At 71.9% G+C, this 20,087-nt stretch carries 15 protein-coding genes; 2 read left to right on the forward strand and 13 right to left on the reverse strand.

All coding sequences use genetic code 11. The features are described from left to right. Nucleotides 1-135 precede the first annotated feature (135 nt). The 6 genes from ACWC0C_RS08615 to ACWC0C_RS08640 all read right to left on the reverse strand — a co-directional run bounded on the left by ACWC0C_RS08615 (nt 136) and on the right by ACWC0C_RS08640 (nt 8,309). Nucleotides 136-2,445 carry a xanthine dehydrogenase family protein molybdopterin-binding subunit gene (locus ACWC0C_RS08615; protein ID WP_450862641.1) on the reverse strand — a complete coding sequence of 770 codons (2,310 nt, stop codon included), beginning with the start codon at nt 2,443-2,445 and terminating at the stop codon, nt 136-138. Beyond that, nucleotides 2,442-4,418 (reverse strand): 2Fe-2S iron-sulfur cluster-binding protein, encoded by a 1,977-nt coding sequence (locus tag ACWC0C_RS08620; RefSeq protein ID WP_450862643.1) that lies wholly within the window; start codon nt 4,416-4,418, stop codon nt 2,442-2,444. The genes ACWC0C_RS08615 and ACWC0C_RS08620 overlap by 4 nt, the downstream gene beginning before the upstream one ends. Continuing rightward, a complete protein-coding gene (locus ACWC0C_RS08625; RefSeq protein WP_449199375.1) occupies nt 4,415-5,308 on the reverse strand; it encodes an FAD binding domain-containing protein in 894 nt (297 codons plus the stop codon). Before ACWC0C_RS08625 ends, ACWC0C_RS08620 begins: the two co-directional genes overlap by 4 nt. A 277-nt stretch (nt 5,309-5,585) precedes the next feature. After that, the gene (locus ACWC0C_RS08630; RefSeq protein ID WP_450862645.1) at nt 5,586-7,256 is read right to left on the reverse strand and encodes a beta-N-acetylhexosaminidase; all 1,671 of its coding nucleotides are present in this window, start codon (nt 7,254-7,256) and stop codon (nt 5,586-5,588) included. A 172-nt stretch (nt 7,257-7,428) separates the two neighbouring features. Beyond that, nucleotides 7,429-7,707: a DUF3039 domain-containing protein gene (locus ACWC0C_RS08635; RefSeq protein WP_143638399.1), complete on the reverse strand. Its 279-nt coding sequence runs from the start codon at nt 7,705-7,707 to the stop codon at nt 7,429-7,431. 29 nt (nt 7,708-7,736) lie between these two features. Continuing rightward, on the reverse strand, nt 7,737-8,309 hold the full coding sequence (locus ACWC0C_RS08640; RefSeq protein ID WP_449199373.1) for a YqgE/AlgH family protein: 573 nt from the start codon (nt 8,307-8,309) through the stop codon (nt 7,737-7,739). Nucleotides 8,310-8,590: 281 nt separating this feature from the next. Between ACWC0C_RS08640 and murA the strand changes: the two genes are divergently transcribed. Continuing rightward, nucleotides 8,591-9,931, forward strand: a complete 1,341-nt coding sequence (gene murA, locus ACWC0C_RS08645) for a UDP-N-acetylglucosamine 1-carboxyvinyltransferase (protein ID WP_449199372.1) — start codon at nt 8,591-8,593, stop codon at nt 9,929-9,931. Between the two features lie 116 nt (nt 9,932-10,047). On the opposite strand, the gene ACWC0C_RS08650 is transcribed toward murA, so the two are convergent. The 6 genes from ACWC0C_RS08650 to ACWC0C_RS08675 all read right to left on the reverse strand — a co-directional run bounded on the left by ACWC0C_RS08650 (nt 10,048) and on the right by ACWC0C_RS08675 (nt 17,831). Next, nucleotides 10,048-10,329 carry an HU family DNA-binding protein gene (locus tag ACWC0C_RS08650; protein WP_023550134.1) on the reverse strand — a complete coding sequence of 94 codons (282 nt, stop codon included), beginning with the start codon at nt 10,327-10,329 and terminating at the stop codon, nt 10,048-10,050. Nucleotides 10,330-11,234: 905 nt separating this feature from the next. Continuing rightward, a complete protein-coding gene (locus ACWC0C_RS08655; protein WP_449199371.1) occupies nt 11,235-12,650 on the reverse strand; it encodes a malic enzyme-like NAD(P)-binding protein in 1,416 nt (471 codons plus the stop codon). A 355-nt stretch (nt 12,651-13,005) separates the two neighbouring features. Continuing rightward, nucleotides 13,006-15,402 (reverse strand): HelD family protein, encoded by a 2,397-nt coding sequence (locus ACWC0C_RS08660; RefSeq protein WP_450862648.1) that lies wholly within the window; start codon nt 15,400-15,402, stop codon nt 13,006-13,008. A gap of 201 nt (nt 15,403-15,603) precedes the next feature. Continuing rightward, nucleotides 15,604-16,383, reverse strand: a complete 780-nt coding sequence (locus ACWC0C_RS08665) for an anti-sigma factor family protein (protein ID WP_449199369.1) — start codon at nt 16,381-16,383, stop codon at nt 15,604-15,606. 50 nt (nt 16,384-16,433) lie between these two features. Further along, nucleotides 16,434-17,018 (reverse strand): sigma-70 family RNA polymerase sigma factor, encoded by a 585-nt coding sequence (locus tag ACWC0C_RS08670; RefSeq protein ID WP_079161481.1) that lies wholly within the window; start codon nt 17,016-17,018, stop codon nt 16,434-16,436. Nucleotides 17,019-17,234: 216 nt separating this feature from the next. Beyond that, the gene (locus ACWC0C_RS08675; RefSeq protein WP_450862651.1) at nt 17,235-17,831 is read right to left on the reverse strand and encodes a CGNR zinc finger domain-containing protein; all 597 of its coding nucleotides are present in this window, start codon (nt 17,829-17,831) and stop codon (nt 17,235-17,237) included. A 255-nt stretch (nt 17,832-18,086) separates the two neighbouring features. On the opposite strand from ACWC0C_RS08675, the gene ACWC0C_RS08680 reads away from it, so the two are divergent. Further along, entirely contained in the window at nt 18,087-18,857 is a 771-nt protein-coding gene (locus ACWC0C_RS08680; RefSeq protein ID WP_450862653.1) for a DUF899 domain-containing protein, read from the forward strand. Nucleotides 18,858-18,873: 16 nt separating this feature from the next. Here the strand turns inward: ACWC0C_RS08680 and ACWC0C_RS08685 are convergent, their stop codons facing one another. Continuing rightward, nucleotides 18,874-20,043: a uroporphyrinogen-III synthase gene (locus ACWC0C_RS08685; protein WP_450862655.1), complete on the reverse strand. Its 1,170-nt coding sequence runs from the start codon at nt 20,041-20,043 to the stop codon at nt 18,874-18,876. Nucleotides 20,044-20,087 lie beyond the last annotated feature (44 nt).

Here is a 20,087-nt window from a genome sequence, read left to right on the forward strand (position 1 = left end):
CGTGCGCGAGTCGGTGAGTGGGAGTGCCCCCACTGCTCAGCACACTACGCCGCCCCACTGACAATGCCCCTCATCAGGAAGGACGTCAGACGACCCGGGTCCGTTGCGCGTCCGCGAGAATCGCCCGCACCACGGTCACTGGTTGGTCACCACGGCCGCCTGCGGGCGGATCGGGAGACGGTTGACCGGGCGGCCGGTGGCCGCGCGGACGGCGGAGGCGATCGCGGACGGTGCGGTCACGACCGGGACCGCGCTGACGGACTTGGCGCCGAAGGGGGCGATCACGTCCCGTTCCTCGACCAGTTTGACGATGTGGATGTCCGGCGCGTCCAGGGCTGTCGGGAGCGCGTATCCGGTCAGGTCGGGGTGGCGGATCAGGCCACGCGGGGTGCGCAGGTTCTCGGTGAGGGCGATGCCGACGCCCTGGGTCACGCCGGCCTCGATCCGGGCGGCCAGCTGGGTGGGGTTGAGGACCCGTCCCACGTCCTGGGCGACCGCGAGTTCCACCACTCGGACCGAGCCCAGCTCGATGTCGACGTCCACCACCGCGCGGATCGCGCAGAAGGCCAGGCCCACGAACGCGTCGCCCTGGCCGGAGGCGTTCAGCGGCTCGGTGGGATGCGGTCGGCACTGTGCCGTGGCCCACAGCTCCTTGCCGTCCATCGCCTCGGTGACGGTGGTCGACAGCACACCGTCGTACGACGTGATCTTGCCGTCCGTGATCTGCAGCAGCTCCGTCGACATGCCGAACTTGTGGGCCAGCGGCTGGAGCAGTTGCGTGCGGACCATCTTCGCCGCGCGCTCCACCGCGCCGCCCGACACCCAGGTGTGCCGGCCCCGGCAGCCCGCGCCGGCCGGTGGCTGGTCGGTGTCGACCGGGGCCACGTGCACTTCCTCGATGCCGAGGGTCTCCTGGACGATCTGGCGGGCGAGGGTGGTGAAGCCCTGGCCGGTCTCCACCGCCGCGCAGAGGACGGTCGCGACCCCGTCGTGCACCTTGACCGTCGCCGTGGACACCTCGTCGGCGCCCTCCGCGCCGAGCATGTGCACCATGCCCAGGCCGTAGCCGACGCCCCGGCGCACCGCGCCCGGTTCGCCCGCGCCCTCGGGGCCGCCGGGCAGCAGCCACTCCTCCTCGGGCGTGTCCTTGGGCAGCGCCGGGAGCGGGAAGTCCCGTACCGCCTGCAGGAGTTCGGCCACCGGGGCGGGGCAGGTCACCGTCTGGCCGATCGGGAGGACGTCTCCGGTCGCCAGGACGTTGCGCAGGCGCACCTCGGCCGGGTCCAGGCCCAGTTTCTTCGCCAGCTTGTCCATCTGCGCCTCGTAGGCGGCGCACACCTGCATGGCGCCCTCGCCGCGGACGTGGCCGGAGGGCGGGTTGTTGGTGCGTACGGCCCAGCCCTCGATGAAGGCGTTCGGGACGACGTACGGGCCGCACGCGAAGGAGACGGCGGCGGCCAGGGCGTCGGAGGAGGTGTCCGCGTACGCGCCCGCGTCCAGCAGGATCTGCGCCTCCACCTTCACCAACTTGCCCTCGGCGTCCGCGTGGTGGCGGTACCTGAGCAGCGTCGGATGACGGTGGGCGTGGCCGAGGAAGGACTCCTCGCGGGTCGCGGTGAGCTTCACCGGGCAGCCGGTCTTCAGGGCGAGCAGGCCGAGCGGGAGCTGGAAGCCCGGGTCCTCGCGGTCGGCGGTGGCGCCCGGCACCCCGGTGACGACGATCTTCACCCGATCCGGGGACAGGCCGTAGCAGGCCGCGGCGCTGTTGCGGTCGGTGTGCGGGTCGGTGGAGGCCAGGTACAGCTCCACGCCGCCGTCGGGGCGCGGCACGGCGAGGCCGGCCTCGGCGCCGATCGGGGCCGGGTCCTGGCGCCCTATGCGGTACAGGCCCTCGACGACGACCTCGCCGACCACGTCCGGGTCGCCGTGGCGCAGCGGGATGTGCCGGATCAGGTTGCCGTCGGGGTGCAGCGGCTCGGCCTCGAAGGCCTGCTCGGGGTCGGTGACCGGGTCGAGTACTTCGTACTCGACGATGACGGCCGCCGCGGCCATCCGCGCGGTGTCCGGATGGTCGGCGGCGACGGCGGCGATGGGCTCGCCGTGATGCCGTACGGCCTCGGAGGCGAACACCGGCCGGTCGGGCGTGCCCCGGCCGTGGCGCGGGGTGCCGGGCACGTCCTCGTGGGTGATGACGGCCCGTACGCCGGGCATCTCGCGCGCGTGGCTGGTGTCGATGGACACGATGCGCGCATGCGCGTGCGGGGAGCGCAGTACGGCCGCCCAGAGCAGGCCCTCGGCCCACAGGTCGGCCGCGTACGGGAAGGTGCCCTCGGTCTTGGCGCGGGCGTCGGCGTGCGGCAGGGAAGCGCCCAGGCCGTGCGGCCACGCCTCGGTCTCGGGGGCGGGTTCCGCGGCGGTGGTCGCCGTGGCGGCTTCGTTGCTCACGCCTGGCCTCCGTCCTGGCCGTAGTGCGGGTCGTGCGGGCCGTGCGGTCCCGGTGTGCCGTGCGGCGGCGTGCCGTACGGGTCGGGCGTGCCGTACGGCGGCGTGTCGCCGTAGCCGACGGGAGCGGCCCGCGGCGTGGCGAACGCGCCCGGCGCCTCGAACGCCGACGGGTTGACCCCGCCGGAGCCGGGGCCCGCCTGGTGGGGAATACGGGCCTCGTCCGCGTTCGTCTCGGCGTCGGCGGCGTGCGACGCCTCGCGTTCGGCGACGACCTCCTTGACGGCGTCCAGGACGCCCCGGTAGCCGGAGCAGCGGCACAGGTTGCCGCACAGCGCCTGCCGGGTCTCCAGTTCGGTCGGGGCGGGGTTGCCCTCCAGCAGGTCGTGCACGGTCATCGCCATGCCGGGCACGCAGAAACCGCACTGCACGGCACCGCACCGGGCGAGCGCGCGCTGCACGTCGGAGGGCCGGCCGTCGGCGGCCAGGCCCTCGACCGTACGGACCTCGCTGCCGGCCGCGGTGACCGCCGGGACCAGGCAGGAGGCCACCAGACGGCCGTCGACCTGGACGTTGCAGGCCCCGCACTCGCCCTGCGAGCAGCCGTCCTTGGCGCCCGCGAGGCCGAGCCGCTCGCGCAGGACGTACAGCAGCGACTCGCCGATCCAGGCGTCGGTGACGGGCCGGTCGACGCCGTTGACGCGCAGGACGTAGGAGGCGAGGGGGTGGTCGTCGTGCGGCGGGAGGGGTGCGGCGGGTTCCTCGGTGGGCGCGCCTTCGGCCGACTGCGCGGGGGCGGGGGCCGTGGCGGTGTCCGGCGCGGGGTCCGCGGGGGGTTGCTCGGGGTGCTCGCGGGCGCTGCCGGCGGATGCGTCGGCGGCTTCGCCGGTGGGTGCCTCGCCGGCTTCCCCGGCGGGTTCCTCCGGCGTGTCGTGCGGCGTGTCGTGCGGGGTGCCCGCGTCGGTCCCGTGCTCGGGTGCGCCCGCCTCGGCAGGGTGCGCCTTGGCCGCTGCAGCCGGTGTGGCCGGGTGTGCCGCTGCGGTTGCCGGGGCGGCGGGGGGCACTGCGTCGGCCGTGTCCGCCGTTGTGGCGGCCTGGGGGGCGCGGCCGCGGCTTGCGGGACCTTCGTGGCCCGCCGGGCCGTCAGCGGGGCCCTCAGGGGGCTGCGCGGGGGCGTCCCCGTCGACGAGGGCGTGTGCGTCCGGTTCACCCCGGTGGCCGGCCTCCGCGTGCCCGGCGTCCCCGTGGCCCGCCGCGCCGTGGACCGGATCCGCGTGGGCCGCGGCCGGGCGGCCCGGCTCCGCGTACCCCGCCGGGGCGTGCCCGTACCGCTCCTCGCCCGCGTACGCGTCCGGTGCCGGCCTGCCGCCCGCCGGGTGGGTGCCGGTGTGGCCCGGCTCGGCCGTGGATTCCGCGTCGGCCGGGCTCTGGCCCCAGGCGTTGCCCGCGCCGTCCGTCGCCCAGGGCGCGGGCGCGCCGCCGGGCAGGGTGGCGGGTGGGGTGCCGCCCCACTGCTCGACCAGGGAGGACGTGGTGAACTCGCCCGATTCGTCCGGAAGGTCACCGCCGGCGACCGGGATGGACCACTGCCCGGTGACATCGTGCCCGGGCGCGGCCGGGGCCGTGGGCTCCTCGAAGGTCCACTGCTGGGTCGCGGCGGGGTTGTAGGTGAACCGGTCGCCCTCGTGCGGCGCCTGCGGCGTGGCGTTCGGGTCGGGCCACTCGGGGCCGCCCGCGGGCGCGGCCCATGTGCCGTTCGCCGCGGGGTCGCCGGTGCCCGGGTCGACCGCTATCCGCGGCGGCACATACCCGTGACCCGGCGCGGCCAGCGGGCTGTCGCCGGACAGCAGGGCGTCGATGCCGCCCTCGGGGAGCTTGACGAAGGCGGTGGCGCCGTCGTCGTAGTCGCCCTGGGGCAGCGGGTCCCAGCGTCCGCCGCTCCGGGGCCTGCCCTCTGCGTGCTGGTCGTCGGTCACGACAGCGCCCTCCCCAGTGCTCGTCGGGCCAGTGCGGCGACGGTGCGCCGCAGGTGCAGTACGGCGGGCGGAAGCGCGGGCACCGAGCCGTCGGGCTCCGGCGCCGGGTCCGGGATGCAGGCCGCGGCGACGTACTCGCCGAAGGCGTTCAAGGCCTCCGGGACGAGCGCGCGGTCGTTGTCCCAGTCGATCAGCTGGGCGACCCACTGCTCGGCCTCCAGGGGCCTGAGCGGCATCGGCGCTATGGCGCCCACGGCGCACCGCACTCCGCGCCGGGCGGGGTCGAGGACGAGGGCCACGGAGGCCAGCGCACGGCCCGGCCCGGTGCGTCCGGTCGCCTTCAGGAAGACCTGCGGGGCGTGCAGCAGCGGCACGCGCACGTAGCCGATGAGTTCGCCGCCGCGCAGCATCTCCATGCCGGCCAGCAGGTGCGACACCGGGATCTCCCGGCGGGCTCCGCCCTGGCCCGCGATGATCAGCGTCGCCTCCAGGGCGGCCAGCACCGGCAGCGCGTCCCCGGTGGGCGATGCCGAGGCGATGTTGCCGCCGAGGGTGCCCGCGTTGCGGATGTGCGGCGGGCCCGCGGCGCGCGCGGCGGCGGCGAGCGCCGGGATCAGGGCCGCGAAGTCGGGGCGGCCCATGCGCGCGTGCGTGAGGCCCGCGCCGAGCAGTGCGTGGCCGTCCTGGTACTGCCAGCCACGGATCTCGCTGATCCGCCCGAGGCCCACCAGGGCGGCGGGCCTGAGCTGGCCGGAGTTGACGGCGGCCATGAGGTCGGTGCCGCCCGCGACGGGCACGGCGGTGGGCATCGCGGCGAGGGCCGCCACCGCCTCGTCCAGCGTCGTGGGCAGCGTGACGGCCTGCGCCGCCTGCGGTGCGTGCGTGGTCAAACCGGCTGCCCCTTCCCGCTGCCCCACTGGTCCCACCTGTGTGGCCGTACGGTACGTGCTCACAGGGCGGACGTGGCAACTCTGGCACATCTTCGCAAGGGCCGAACGCGGGGGTCCGCTAGGAGGCATTACGCGAGACTGGGAGGCATTCGCCCACCTCATCGCATAGATGGTCCGTTTTCGCACGGCATCACCGGTGCACACCGATTGACACTCTTCGGTGACCCTTGGCGCGGTTTTCCGGCACTTGTTCGGGAAGGTCGCGTGGACGGGACGGTCACTTGTCCGGCGGCGACCCCTCGATCGGGCGGCCGAGGACACCGGGGCGCCGCTGCCACGGACGGGGTCCGCCGGGTGGCCGATAGGCGACGCCGAGGGCGTCAAGTCGCGCGTAATGAACGCCCATACGGCGCTCGAAGCCGGCGAAGTCCCGTTCCGCGGGGGCGGGCAGCGGACTCCAGGCCACTTCGGCGAAGGCCGCGAGCCGGGGGAAGGTCTGGTAGTCCACGCGCGCGGTGTCCTCCATCACCTCGGTCCAGACGTTGGCCTGAGTGCCCAGCACATGCCGGGCCTCGTCGTCGGTGAGGCCGTCCGGAACGGGCTCGAACCGGTAGACGTCCTCCAGGGTGCGCACGAATCCGATCGGCACCGGCTCGTCCTCGCCCGGGGCCTGACGGTGGTCCAGATACACGTACTGCTCCGGGCACATGACCACGTCGTGGCCGGCCCGCGCCGCCGCGATCCCGCCGCCGTAACCGCGCCAGGACGACACCGCGGCCCCCTTGGCGAGCCCGCCCTCCAGGATCTCGTCCCAGCCGATGAGCCGGCGCCCGCGCGCGGCGAGCCAGGCGTCGAAGTGGCCGATGAACCACGACTGCAGTTCGTCCTCGTCGGCGAGGCCGAGGTCCGCGATCCGGGTCTTCGCGGCCACCGACGCGGTCCACTGCTCCTTGCGGCATTCGTCGCCGCCGACATGGATGAACTCCGAGGGGAACAGTTCCAGGACTTCCTCGAACACCCCCTCGTAGAAACGCAGGGTGGTGTCGGTGGGGGCGAGTACGTTGGCGGAGATCCCCCAGTTGTCCCACACGTTCAGGGCGGTGGTGTCGATGACATCGGTGTTGCCGAGTTCCGGGTACGCGGCGATGGCGGCCTGCGAATGGCCGGGTACGTCGATTTCGGGGACGACGGTGATATGCCGCTCGGCGGCGTAGGCGACGATCTCCCGGATGTCGTCCTGGGTGTAGTAACCCCCGTGCGGTTTCTCGTCCCACAGCGGGGAGGCCCGGTGACCGAATTTCGACCGTGCCCGCCAGGAGGCGGTTTCGGTCAGCTTCGGATACCGCTTGATCTCGATCCGCCAGCCCTGGTCGTCGGTCAGATGGAAGTGGAAGACGTTGAGTTTGTGCGCGGCCATCAGGTCGAGATAGCGCAGCACGCCTTCCTTGGGCATGAAGTGCCGGGCCACGTCGAGGAGAAGACCGCGCCAGCGGAAACGGGGGGCGTCGCGGATGGTCACGGCCGGGAACTCCCACTCGGTCCGGCCGCTGATCGGGGCGCGCCGGAAGGCCTCCGGGCCGAGCAGCTGACGGAAGGTCTGGGCGCCCCAGAACAGGCCGGCCTCGCTCGCGCCGTCGATGCAGATGAGATACCCGTCGGCGCACAGCTGGTAGGCCTCGGGCCCGCCGAGCGTGTCCGCGAGCGAGGGGGTGATCCGCAGCAGGATACGGAAGCCGCTGTCGCGGTGCGGGGCCAGCGGCAGCCCGGTCGCCGCCCCGACGGTCGTACGCAGCCAGCGTGCGACCCGCTCGGTGCCCTCGGTGGCGTCGATCTCGGTGTCCGCGTCGATGACGAATCCGGTGCCGCCGCCGGGCAGCGAGGCCGAGACGCGGCTCGGCGCGGGGATCAGCGCCACATCGGGTTCCGGGAAGAGGGGTGTGTCGCTCATGCCGCCCGTCGCACCTCCGCCACACGCGTTGCACTGAGTGCAACGGCCGTTCCACTGTGCACAACTGCGAGGGAGGCTACAGGTCTCGACCACTCATGACCAGAGAACACAAAAACCCCCGGCACGCGCGCACGGCACACGCACCGGGGGCCTCACGGCATCGGACGGACCCCTACTTGTCGCCGCCCTTGTCGTCGCCACCGCTGCCCATGGATTCGTAGATCTCCTTGCACATGGGACACACGGGGTACTTCTTCGGGTCGCGGCCCGGCACCCACACCTTGCCGCACAGCGCCACGACGGGGGTGCCGTCGAGGGCGCTCGCCATGATCTTGTCCTTCTGGACGTAGTGGGCGAAGCGCTCGTGGTCACCGTCGCCGTGGGACACCTGCGGCGTCGGCTCTACGAGGGTCCCCGTACCAGTCCCGCGCTCGGGCTCAAGAGTGCTCATAAGCCCCAGGGTACTGAAGCGCACACGTATCAGTTGAGCGACGGGTCGTCCGGATACGTGGCCACCATCGCCAGCTCGTTGCGCTGGCGGCGCAGGACTTCGCGCCAGAGTCTCTCCGGGGCCGGCGAGGAGACGTCCCCGGGCTCCGACTCGACCACGTACCAGGCGCCCTCGACCAGCTCGTCCTCCAGCTGGCCGGGGCCCCAGCCGGCGTATCCGGCGAAGATCCTCAGGGACCCGAGGGCCGAGGCGAGCAGCTCCGGCGGGGCCTCCAGGTCGACCAGGCCGATCGCGCCGTGCACCCGGCGCCAGCCGAGCGGGGCGAGGTCGCCGTTCGTACCGCCCGGGATGACCGCGACGCCGAGCGCCGAGTCCAGCGAGACGGGCCCGCCCTGGAAGACCACACCGGGCTCGCCCGCGAGGTCGGCCCAGCCTTCCAGGATGTCGCCCACATCCACCGGGGTGGGGCGGTTGAGGACGACACCGAGGGAGCCCTCCTCGTCGTGGTCGAGAAGGAGCACAACCGCGCGGTCGAAGTTCGGGTCCGCCAGAGCGGGAGTGGCCACGAGCAGCCGCCCTGTGAGCGAGGACACCTCGGTCATGCCAGACATGATCCCGCATCTTCCCCTCCGGTGGGGAGCCAATCGAGGTCGGGGAGTGAACGCAGCTCAGGGAGCACGAAAGCGCCCCGGGCGCACGTCCGCGCCGGTGACCCCATGTGTCCGATAGCGCACGGTTCGTGTTGTGACACAGCTATGACGTGGCTGGGCGGTACTTGGGCTTACGGGCGGGGGGTAATCGGCGATTACGCTGTCTCCCCGGCCCCTGCGCACAGTGATCGGGCGCAGCCACCCCCTGCCCAACTCATCGGAACGCGAGATACATGACCGTCAACGACGATGTCCTGCTTGTCCACGGCGGAACCCCGCTGGAGGGCGAGATCCGTGTCCGCGGTGCGAAGAACCTCGTACCGAAGGCCATGGTCGCCGCCCTGCTGGGCAGCGCGCCGAGCCGACTGCGCAACGTCCCCGACATCCGTGACGTGCGGGTCGTCCGCGGCCTGCTGCAGCTGCACGGGGTGACGGTCCGTCCGGGCGAGGAGCCCGGCGAGCTGGTGATGGACCCGACGCACGTGGAGAGCGCGAACGTCGCCGACATCGATGCCCACGCGGGTTCCAGCCGTATCCCGATCCTGTTCTGCGGCCCGCTGCTGCACCGTCTCGGCCACGCGTTCATCCCCGGTCTCGGCGGCTGTGACATCGGCGGCCGGCCCATCGACTTCCACTTCGACGTGCTGCGGCAGTTCGGCGCGACGATCGAGAAGCGCGCGGACGGGCAGTACCTGGAGGCGCCGCAGCGGCTGCGCGGTACGAAGATCCGGCTGCCGTACCCGTCCGTCGGCGCGACCGAGCAGGTGCTGCTGACGGCCGTACTCGCCGAGGGCGTCACGGAGTTGTCCAACGCGGCCGTCGAGCCCGAGATCGAGGACCTCATCTGCGTTCTGCAGAAGATGGGCGCGATCATCGCGATGGACACCGACCGCACGATCCGCATCACCGGTGTGGACAAGCTCGGCGGCTACACCCACCGCGCCCTCCCGGACCGCCTGGAGGCCGCCTCCTGGGCCTCCGCGGCGCTCGCGACCAACGGCAACATCTACGTCCGCGGCGCCCAGCAGCGCTCGATGATGACGTTCCTGAACACCTACCGGAAGGTGGGCGGCGCCTTCGAGATCGACGACGAGGGCATCCGCTTCTGGCACCCCGGCGGCCAGTTGAAGTCCATCGCGCTGGAGACGGACGTACACCCCGGTTTCCAGACCGACTGGCAGCAGCCGCTGGTGGTGGCGCTGACCCAGGCCACGGGGCTGTCCATCATCCACGAGACGGTCTACGAGTCCCGTCTGGGCTTCACCTCGGCCCTGAACCAGATGGGCGCCCACATCCAGCTCTACCGCGAGTGCCTGGGCGGCTCCGACTGCCGCTTCGGCCAGCGCAACTTCCTGCACTCCGCGGTCGTCTCCGGCCCCACCAAACTCCAGGGCGGCGAGCTGGTCATCCCCGACCTGCGCGGCGGCTTCTCGTACCTCATCGCGGCCCTCGCCGCCGAGGGCACGTCCCGCGTCCACGGCATCGACCTCATCAACCGCGGCTACGAGAACTTCATGGAGAAGCTCGTGGAGCTGGGCGCGAAGGTGGAGCTGCCGGGCAAGGCGCTCGGCTGACGGTTTCCGCGCTGTACGACGAAGGGGCGGCCCTCCGGTGAAGGAGGGCCGCCCCTTTGACGTCATCGCGCGTCAGAACGCACCGTACGTCGTCCCGTGACGTACGAACGACAAGGTCACTTGCCCTTGGCGGCTTCCTTCAGCTTGCTGCCCGCGGTGACCTTCACGCTGTATCCGGCGGGGATGTTGATCGGCTCGCCGGTCTGCGGGTTGCGCGCGGTGCGAGCGGCACGGTGGGTGCGCTCGAAGGTCAGGAAGCCGGGGATGGTGACCTTCTCGTCGCCCTTGGCGACGATCTCGCCGACGGTCTCGGCGAACGCGGCCAGCACGGCGTCGGCGTCCTTGCGGGTCACCTCGGCGCGGTCGGCCAGCGCGGCCACCAGCTCACTGCGGTTCATGTTGTTACTCCCGTGTTTTTCTTGCCGTTGGGGTGTGCCACGCGGCGGATCCGCCCGAGGCACTGCGATGCCGATGCGCTCGCGCCCAGGGACGCATCCTGCCCCTACCTGCGGCGGTAAAGCCAATCCGGCACCCGTAGGAGTCGTGAGAACACCCTGGGGAGTCACACGAAAAGCGCCGCTCGGCGTCACCCTAGAGCGCGCCCGGCATCAGCTGGTTCCACGACGCGCCGGTACGGGGCCCACCGTGGTGATCCTCACAGGCCCTGCACAGTACGGCACACCGTCACCGCCCCGACGCCCGGCCGCCGCCTTCCCTTCACCGAGCCACCGGGCGCGAGCACGGATGCGGGTACCTCCCGACCGACCTCGAAAACACCGGCCAAGCCGAGCTGAGCGACTCGGGGCCGGGCTGAGCGACTGCGGGCAAAGCCCAGCGGCAGCCGCCCGGCCAGCGGCACCCACGCGACCCAGCGGCTCCCGAGGGGCTCGACGACTCCCGTCCCAGCCGGGCCCGCGCCCATCAGGACTCCACAGCGCCCGGTCGGACTCAGCGGCGCCCTGACCAGACCCAGCGGCTCCGACGGACTCGGCGACCACCATCCCAGCCAGGCCCGACAACTCCCACCAGGACTCCACAGCGCCCGGCCGGACTCAGCGGCGCCCTGACCAGGCCCAGCGGCTCCGACGGACTCGGCGACCACCATCCCAGCCAGGCCCGACAACTCCCACCAGGACTCCACAGCGCCCAGCCGCGCTCAGCGGCTCCCGGCGGGCTCGACGGCCCCACCCCGGGCCGCACCCGACAACTCCCGCCGGGCCCCGCGGCACCCAGCCGGGCGCAGCTCCGCCCACACCGGCGCCGGCGTGACAGGATCCGGTCCGAGTCCGCCCGAGGAAGGGGCCTAGACCGTCGCGCCCGCCGTCTTCGCTGCCTCGCGGACCGCGCCGGCGACGGCGCCCGCGACCTTGTCGTTGAAGACGCTGGGGATGATGTAGTTCGGGTTCAGCTCGTCCTCGGTCACCACATCGGCGAGGGCCTTCGCGGCGGCGAGCATCATCTCGGTGTTGACGGTGCGGGACTGGGCGTCCAGCAGGCCGCGGAAGACGCCCGGGAAGACCAGCACGTTGTTGATCTGGTTCGGGAAGTCGGAGCGGCCGGTGGCCACAACGGCGGCCGTCTGGCGGGCGATTGCCGGGTCGACCTCGGGGTCGGGGTTCGCGAGCGCGAACACGATGGCGCCGTCGGCCATGGCGGCCACGTCGTCGCCGTCGAGCACGTTCGGGGCCGAGACGCCGATGAAGACGTCGGCGCCGCGCACGGCCTCCTTGAGCGTGCCGGTGAGGCCCTCGGGGTTGGTGTTGTCGGCGATCCAGCGCAGCGGCGAGTCGACAGGGGCGCCCACCAGGTCCTCGCGGCCGGCGTGGACGACACCGTGGATGTCGGCGACGACGGCGTTCTTCACGCCCGCCGCGATGAGCAGCTTGAGGATGGCCGTACCGGCCGCGCCGGCGCCGGACATGACGACCCGGATGTTCTCGATGGCCTTGCCCGCGACGCGCAGGGCGTTGGTCAGGGCGGCGAGGACGACGATCGCGGTGCCGTGCTGGTCGTCGTGGAAGACGGGGATGTCGAGGGCCTCACGCAGGCGGGCCTCGATCTCGAAGCAGCGCGGGGCGGAGATGTCCTCGAGGTTGATGCCGGCGAACCCGGGGGCGATCGCCTTGACGATCTCCACGATCGCGTCGGTGTCCTGGGTGTCCAGGCAGATCGGCCAGGCGTCGATGTCGGCGAAGCGCTTGAAGAGCGCCGCCTTGCCCTCCATGACCGGCATCGCGGCCATCGGGCCGATGTTGCCGAGGCCGAGAACGGCCGATCCGTCCGTTACGACCGCAACCGTGTTCCGCTTGATCGTCAGACGCCGCGCGTCCTCGGGGTTCTCGGCGATCGCCATGCAGACGCGGGCCACACCCGGCGTGTAGACCATGGACAGGTCGTCACGGTTGCGGATGGGGTGCTTGGACTGCATCTCGATCTTGCCGCCGAGGTGCATCAGGAACGTACGGTCGGAGACCTTGCCGAGGGTGACGCCCTCGATGCCGCGCAGCTTCTCGACGATCTCCTCCGCGTGGGCCGTGGAGGTGGCCGCGATGGTGACGTCGATACGGAGCTTCTCGTGGCCGGACGCGGTGACGTCGAGGCCGGTCACCGAGCCTCCGGAGGACTCCACCGCGGTGGTGAGCTGCGAGACGGCGGTTCCGCTCGCGGGCACCTCCAGCCGGATGGTCATCGAGTAGGAGACGCTGGGCGCCGTTGCCATGGCCGACTTCCTCTGCTTTCACCGTGTCGCGAGTTGTGCCGTCCGATCGTCGCACCTACCGCGGAGTACGTGGTAGTCGACCTGGATTGCGGACGTTTTGTTCATGAGCGGTGCATGATTTCGGAAAACCACTTCCACCATACGAGAAACGATCAGGCAAAGAAAGAGGCCCACGTCACATGGTGACGTGGGCCTCTCACACGTTATGACACCGACCCGCCATGCTCGCCTCGCGGCAAGTGGTCCCTCTAAGGGACGAAGGTTGGGCCCGGGGGCTTGGATCGAGCCGGTGCCACACCAAGGCTAACAAACCGATGCGGTACGGCCATTCCCCTACGGGAGGTTCACAGGAATCTCAGTCCCGCAGCAGGTCCGGCACCCCGGCCGGGTCCGCCTCGTCCCGTTCGCCGGACACCACCGTCAGCTGCTGGGTCGCCCGGGTCAGCGCCACGTACAGCACGCGCAGGCCGGCCGGGGACTCGTCGGCGATCTCCGCGGGCGACACGACGACCGTCGCGTCGTACTCCAGCCCCTTGGCCTCCAGGCTGCCGAGCGCCACCACCCGGTCGCCGAGCCCGGTCAGCCAGCGCCGGGCCTCCTCGCGCCGGTTCATGGCGACGACCACGCCGACCGTGCCGTCCACCAGCTCCAGCAGCCGCTCGGCCTCGGCCCGCACCGTCCGCCCCAGCGACTCCCGTACGACCGTGCTGTGTCCCATGTTCGTTGTCACAAAACGCGGCTCGACGCCGGTGGAGCGCACCGCCCTGGGCGCCTCGGAGCCGGGCATGGCGAGCGCGAGCACCTTGGCGGCCAGCTCGGCGATCTCCGCCGGGTTGCGGTAGTTCACGGTGAGCTGGAAGCGGCGCCGGGGCCGGGTGCCGAGCGCCTCGTCGCGGGCCTCGGCCGCCTCGTCCGGGTCGGACCAGGAGGACTGGGCCGGGTCGCCGACGACCGTCCAGGTGGCGTGCCGGCCGCGGCGGCCGACCATGCGCCACTGCATGGGCGTGAGGTCCTGGGCCTCGTCCACGATGACGTGCGCGTACTCGGTGCGCTCCTGGGCGAGGCGCTCGGCCCGCTCCCACTGGGTCTCCTCGCGCACCGGCATCAGTTCCTCCAGGCCGGTGAGCTGGTCCAGCGGGTCCAGCTCGCGCCGCTTCCTCGGGCGGGCCGGGGCGCCGAGGATCGCCTGGAGTTCGTCGAGCATGGCGATGTCGTGCACGGAGTGGCCGTCGCGCTGGAGCGAGCGGGCCACCCTGCGGACCTCGCCGGGGTTGAGGATCCGGCGGGCCCAGCGGCCCAGCCGCTTCTCGTCGGCCATGGCGGCGAGCACCGCCTTGGGGGTCAGCTCGGGCCACCAGGCGTCGAGGAAGGCGATGAAGGCGTCCTCGCCGGTGACGTCCTCGTCGAAGGAGGAGCGCAGCTCGGCGGCCAGCTCGGGGTCGTTGTGCCGGGTGGCCGCTCCCGACTTGGCCCACAGGGCGTCCAGCAGCAGCTTGCGGGCGCGCGGGCGGAGCAGGTTGACCGGCGCGGTGCCGCCTAGGGCGGTGCGGCGGATACGTTCCAGCTCCGCCGCCTCCAGCTCGAGACGGCGCCCGAAGGCGACGACGCGCAGACGGGCGGGGGGCGCGGACATGACCTGCTGCTCGGCCTCGTCGTCCAGGGCGAGCTGCGCGGCCGCAGCGGTGGTCCCCAGTTCCAGCGCGCCCCGGGCCGCCTTCCGCAGCACCTTCAGCATCCGGTACGAGCCCTTGGCGCGGGCCACGGACGGGGAGTCGTACAGCGTGGCCTCGGCGCCGACGGCGTCCACGGCGAGCGAGCCGATCGCGCGGATCGCGACCTGGCCCTCCTCGCCGAGCGAGGGCAGCACGCCCTCGGTGTAGGCGACGAGGAGCGGGGTCGGGGAGACGATGAGGATGCCGCCCGCGTATCTGCGTCTGTCCTGGTAGAGCAGGTAGGCGGCGCGGTGCAGTGCGACGGCGGTCTTGCCGGTGCCCGGGCCGCCCTCCACGTAGGTGATGGAGGCGGCGGGTGCGCGGATGACGAGGTCCTGCTCCGCCTGGATGGAGGAGACGATGTCCCGCATGGTGTGGCTGCGGGCCTGGCCGAGGGCGGCCATCAGGGCGCCGTCGCCGATGACGGGCAGCTCACGGCCGTCGAGGCGGGCGGTCAGCTCGGGGCGCATCAGGTCGTCCTCGACGCCGAGGACCCGGCGCCCCTTGGACCGGATGACCCGGCGCCGTACGACCCGTCCCGGATCCACCGGAGTGGCCCGGTAGAAGGGCGCGGCGGCGGGCGCCCGCCAGTCGATGACCAGCGGGGCGTAGTCCTCGTCGAGGACGCCGATGCGCCCGATGTGCAGGGTCTCGGCGATGTCGGCGGTGTTGTCGTCCCGCACGGCGCCCTCGGCGGGCTCCACGGCGGTGTAGGCCCCGTCGGGCCCCTTCTTGCCGTCCTTGCCGAGGAGCAGGTCGATCCGCCCGAAGAGGAAGTCCTCGAACTCGTTGTTGAGCCGGTTCAGGTGGATGCCGGCCCGGAAGACCTGCGCGTCCCGCTCGGCCAGCGCGCCCGGGGTGCCGACCTGGCCGCGCTTGGCCGCGTCGTTCATCAGGAACTCGGCCTCGTGGATCTTCTCCTCGAGCCGCCGGTACACCCGGTCCAGGTGTTCCTGTTCGACGCTGATCTCTCGGTCACGAACGGAATCGTGTGCGTCGTGTACCGAGCCGACCGCGGACTGCTGAACCTGAGCGGCCACCGGGCCCCCTTCTGACGTGCTGGGCAGCCGTCAACCGTACGCGAAGGGGACCCAGGAAAGCTACGGCACGGCAGTTCCCCACGGGCGCGGGGCCGCGTCGGCATGCGGCTCCGCCGCGTGGGCGCGACCAGCCACGACCGGCCCACGGGCAAGCGCGCGAGGACACACCCGAACCGGGACCGGCCAAGCCCGCCGCAGGCGTTACGCCTGCACCTGCACCAGCTTCTTGCCCTGGAAGGTCACGACCTCGAAGTGGTCGATCTCGTTGGGCTTGAAGGCCGCCGCGCCGCCGATGTAGAGCGGTTTCCTGGACTCCGGTGTCTTGCCGTTCGGGATGCCGTAGCCCCAGTCCGGCACGGACCAGGAGGACATCGTCACACGCTGCCCGTTCTTCGCGACGAGTACCAGCGAGCACTTCAGCGGGCCCTTGGCGTTCTTCAGCTCCAGGACCGCCTGGGTGCCCCAGTCCTTCTCCGCCATGCCGACGGTGGCGCTGATCTGGGACGACGGGTCCGTGGCCGACTTCTTGTCGGGCATGGCGTCGAAGGTGGTCTGCGCCGCGGTCGCGGTGACCTGTCCGCCGCCGTCCGAGCCGCTGTTCACCGCCACCGCCGCCAGGGGGCCCGCGATGATCAGCGCGGCCGCCGCCGCGACCATGTAGAAGCTGCGCCGGCGCTTCTGGGCGCGCTTCTCCGCGACCTCGTCGACCAGCTTCTCCACCAGCCGTGGGCTGGGCTTGGCGGACAGCGAGTCGCCGAGCGCGGGGGTACTGCCGGAGCCCGGCAGGTCCGCGAGCGCGGCCAGCATCGGCTCCATCCCGGCCAGCTCGTCGAGCTGCTGGGCGCACCACTCGCAGCCGGCGAGATGCGCCTCGAAAGCGGTTGCCTCGGCGTCGTCGAGAATCCCGAGGGCATAGGCGCCGACGGTCTCGTGCTCGCTCGGCACGGAAGATCCCGATTGGGGGCTCATAGGCCCAGACATACCCGGACCACCTGCACCGAATCCCTGCATTCCCCCGTAACCACTGCTCATCACGCCGTCACCCCCCGCTCCTCCAGTGCCAGCTTCATCGATCGCAGGGCGTAGAACACCCGGGAGCGCACCGTGCCGCTGGGTATACCCAGCGTCTCGGCCGCCTCATTGACCGTACGCCCCTTGAAGTACGTCTCGACGAGCACCTCCCGGTGGGCCGGGGTCAGGTCGTCGAGCGCGTCCGACAGCGTCATCAGCCACAGCGCCTTGTCGATCTCGTCCTCCGCGGGGATGACCTCCAGCGGCGACGGATCGACCTCCTGCGGCCGGGCCTGCCGGCTGCGGTGGTTGTCGATGACGATGCGGCGCGCGACCGTCACCAGCCAGGGGCGTACCGATCCGGTCGCCCGATTGAGCTGACCGGCGTTCTTCCAGGCACGGATGAGCGTTTCCTGTACGACGTCCTCGGCGCGCTGCCGGTCACCGGCGACCAGCCTGAGGACATACGCAAGCAGAGGTCCGGCGTGCTCGCGGTACAGCGCACGCATCAGCTCCTCATCCGGTTCCGAGGGCTGTGAGGACATGCGATGTCGGGCCCTCGATCCACGTTCATTGGCCACGGCCGCATCCTTGCGCACGCCCACCTCCGGTGTCCGGGGGTTCCCCCAGTCGGTCGCTCGCCCACCCGTACGGAAAGGAGCGGCACGCTGTTCAAACGGGGTGACAGTTTTCTCGGGGGTGACGTGACGAGCGGGACATGGATGCACAATCCCACCGCATGATCTTTACATTTCCGACACATCGCCGAGGAGGCCTCGCCGTGATCGTGAACTCGGCAACCAAACCTGGTGTTACGGAAATCACGCCCGCGCGAGCGCGGCTCGACGCCGGTGCCGGGCCACCCGCTCCCGATTCCCGCAGACCTCACTGGAACACCAGCGCCGGCGCCGCCCCCGGGACGTGTCCAGGTACACGATCGGGCAGTTGTCACCCTCGCACTCGCGCACGGCCGCCCGCGCGACGGGGTCGGTGAGCAGCTCCACGGCGTCCCGGGCGACGAGCGCGAGCAGCCCCGCGCAGCTCGGCGGGTCGGCCAACCTCCTCATGAGGCAGCCGTCTTCACCGCGCACGGCACACGGGGCCGGGACCGCGGCGCGGGCGACCTCGTTGACCCGGGCGAGGCAGCGGTCGTACGACGGTGAGTCCACGGCGTTCAGGGCCCGCACCAACTGCCCGACGTGCGCCCGCAGTTCCCGGAACCCGGCCAGCCAGGAGTCGTCGGCGTGGCCCAGCGGCGTACCGGCCGGGACGAGCCCGGCGCCCCCGATCCAGGCGCGCAACGTCCCCACCCCGTCCAGCCGTTCCACGGGGTGGCTGGTCGCGAGGAGATCCAGACAGATCCGTCCGGCATCGAACCGTAGCTCGTACGAGGACGTCGTCGCCGTACCCAGTGCCATGTGCCTGTCACCGCCTAGGCAGGAAGCGTGGGGGAACCATGGGGCGCTCCTCTTCACAGTGCCTTCCCGCACACGTCTCCGGAACCCCTCGTACCGCGTTCAAGCACGCGGCGCCGGGGGCAGCCCGCTCGACGCGCTGAAAGATCACCTCGATGAGCGGGCGCGCGGGTGACGACAGGAAATAAGAAGAGGTCGAGGAATAAGAGGAGGAAGAAGAAAAGAGACACCAAAAGGGACAAGAAAGGGTGACGGGCGATGACGACGCACAGGACGGGAACGCGTGAGGAGTGGCTTGCCGCGCGGCTGGAGCTGCTCGACGCGGAGAAGGAACTGACCCGACGCGGCGACGAGCTGGCCAGGCGACGGCAGGAGCTGCCCTGGGTCCGGGTGGACAAGGACTACCGCTTCGAGACCGACGAGGGAACCGCGTCGCTCGCCGACCTGTTCCGGGGACGCTCGCAGCTGCTCGTCTACCACTTCATGTTCGGGCCCGACTACACCGCCGGATGCCCGTCCTGCTCGGCGATCGCCGACGGCTACAACGGCTCCGTGGTCCATCTCGCCCACCACGACGTCATGTTCTGGGCGGTGTCGCGGGCCCCGCTCGCCAAGCTCCACGCATACCGGGAGCGGATGGGGTGGACCTTCCCGTGGGCGTCGTCCCACGGCAGCGACTTCAACTTCGACTTCGGGGTCGCGCACACCAAGCAGGAGTGGGAAGCGGGAGCCGTCGCGTACAACTTCGGCGAGGAGGACATGCGGCCGGCCACGGCCGACGAGCGCGATTCCCGCGACGCCTTCACCCGGTCCATCGTCGGCACGGACTGGGAAACCTACCGCCGGGAAGGCCCCGGCATGAGCGCGTTCACCCTGCAGGACGGCACGGTCTACCACACCTACTCGACGTACGCGCGCGGCCTGGACGCCCTGTGGGGCATGTACCAGTGGCTCGACCGCGCCCCCCTCGGCCGTAACGAGGGCGACTCCTGGTGGTGGCGCCGCCACGACGAGTACGAGGACCGGTGAGCGGGGCCGGGGAAGGCTACGCGTCGGCGTACTTCGCGTCCGTCGCCGGATCCAGGGCCAGCCGGTAGCCGCGCTTGACCACCGTCTGGATCAGCTTCGGCGCCCCCAGAGCCGTACGCAGGCGGGCCATCGCCGTCTCCACCGCATGCTCGTCGCGGCCCGCGCCCGGCAGTGCGCGCAGCAGGTCTGCGCGCGGGACCACCCAGCCCGGACGGCGGGACAGGGCCCGCAGGAGGGACATGCCCGCCGGGGGGACCGGTTTCAGGGCGCCGTCGACCAGGACCGCGTGGCCCCGGATCTCCACCCGGTGGCCGGCGATGGGCAACGCGCGTGCCCGCGCCGGGAGTTCCTGGCACAGGAGCTGGACCAGGGGGCCCAGGCGGAAGCGTTCCGGCTGGATCGTGTCCACGCCCTGCGCCTGGAGGGGGAGCGCGGTGACCGGGCCCACACAGGCCGGGACGACGTCGTGGGCGAGGGCCGAGAGGAGGTCGGGGAGCAGGCCCCGGTCCTCCGCCCGGGAGAGCAGGGAGGCCGCCGCCGGGGCGCTGGTGAAGGTCACCGCGTCCAGGGAGCGGGAGATCGCCGCGTCCAGGAGGCGGTCCAGCGGGGTGATGTCCTCCGGCGGCATCCAGCGGTACACCGGGACCGGGACCACCTCCGCTCCGCCCTCGCGGAGGGCCTCGACGAAGCCGGGGAGCGGCTCGCCGTGCAGCTGTACGGCGATACGGCGGCCGTCCACACCCTCCTCCAGGAGGCGGTCCAGGACCTCGGCGAGGGACTCCGAGGACGGGGACCACTCCTCCGTGAGGCCTGCCGCGCGGATCGCTCCCTTGACCTTGGGGCCCCGGGCCAGCAGTTCGACCTCCCGCAGCCGCCCGAGCAGCGGATCGCCCAGGCCCCAGCCCTCGGCCGCCTCCACCCAGCCCCGGAAGCCGATCGCCGTCGTGGCCACGACCACGTCCGGGACCTGGTCGATGATCCCCTTCGTGGCGGCGAGGAGCTCGCCGTCGTCGGCGAGCGGCACGATCCGCAGGGCGGGTGCGTGCAGGACGACGGATCCGCGCCGCTGGAGCAGGGCGCCCAGCTCGTCGGCCCGGCGCGCGGCGGTGATGCCCACGGTGAATCCGGCCAGCGGACCGTGCTCATGGGCTCCGGGAGCTCCTGGGTGCTGCTCTTCGTCGTACATGGGCTTCTCCTAGCTGACCGGCGCGCGAATCGAGCCTGTCAACG

This window comes from Streptomyces sp. NPDC001709, assembly GCF_053596375.1.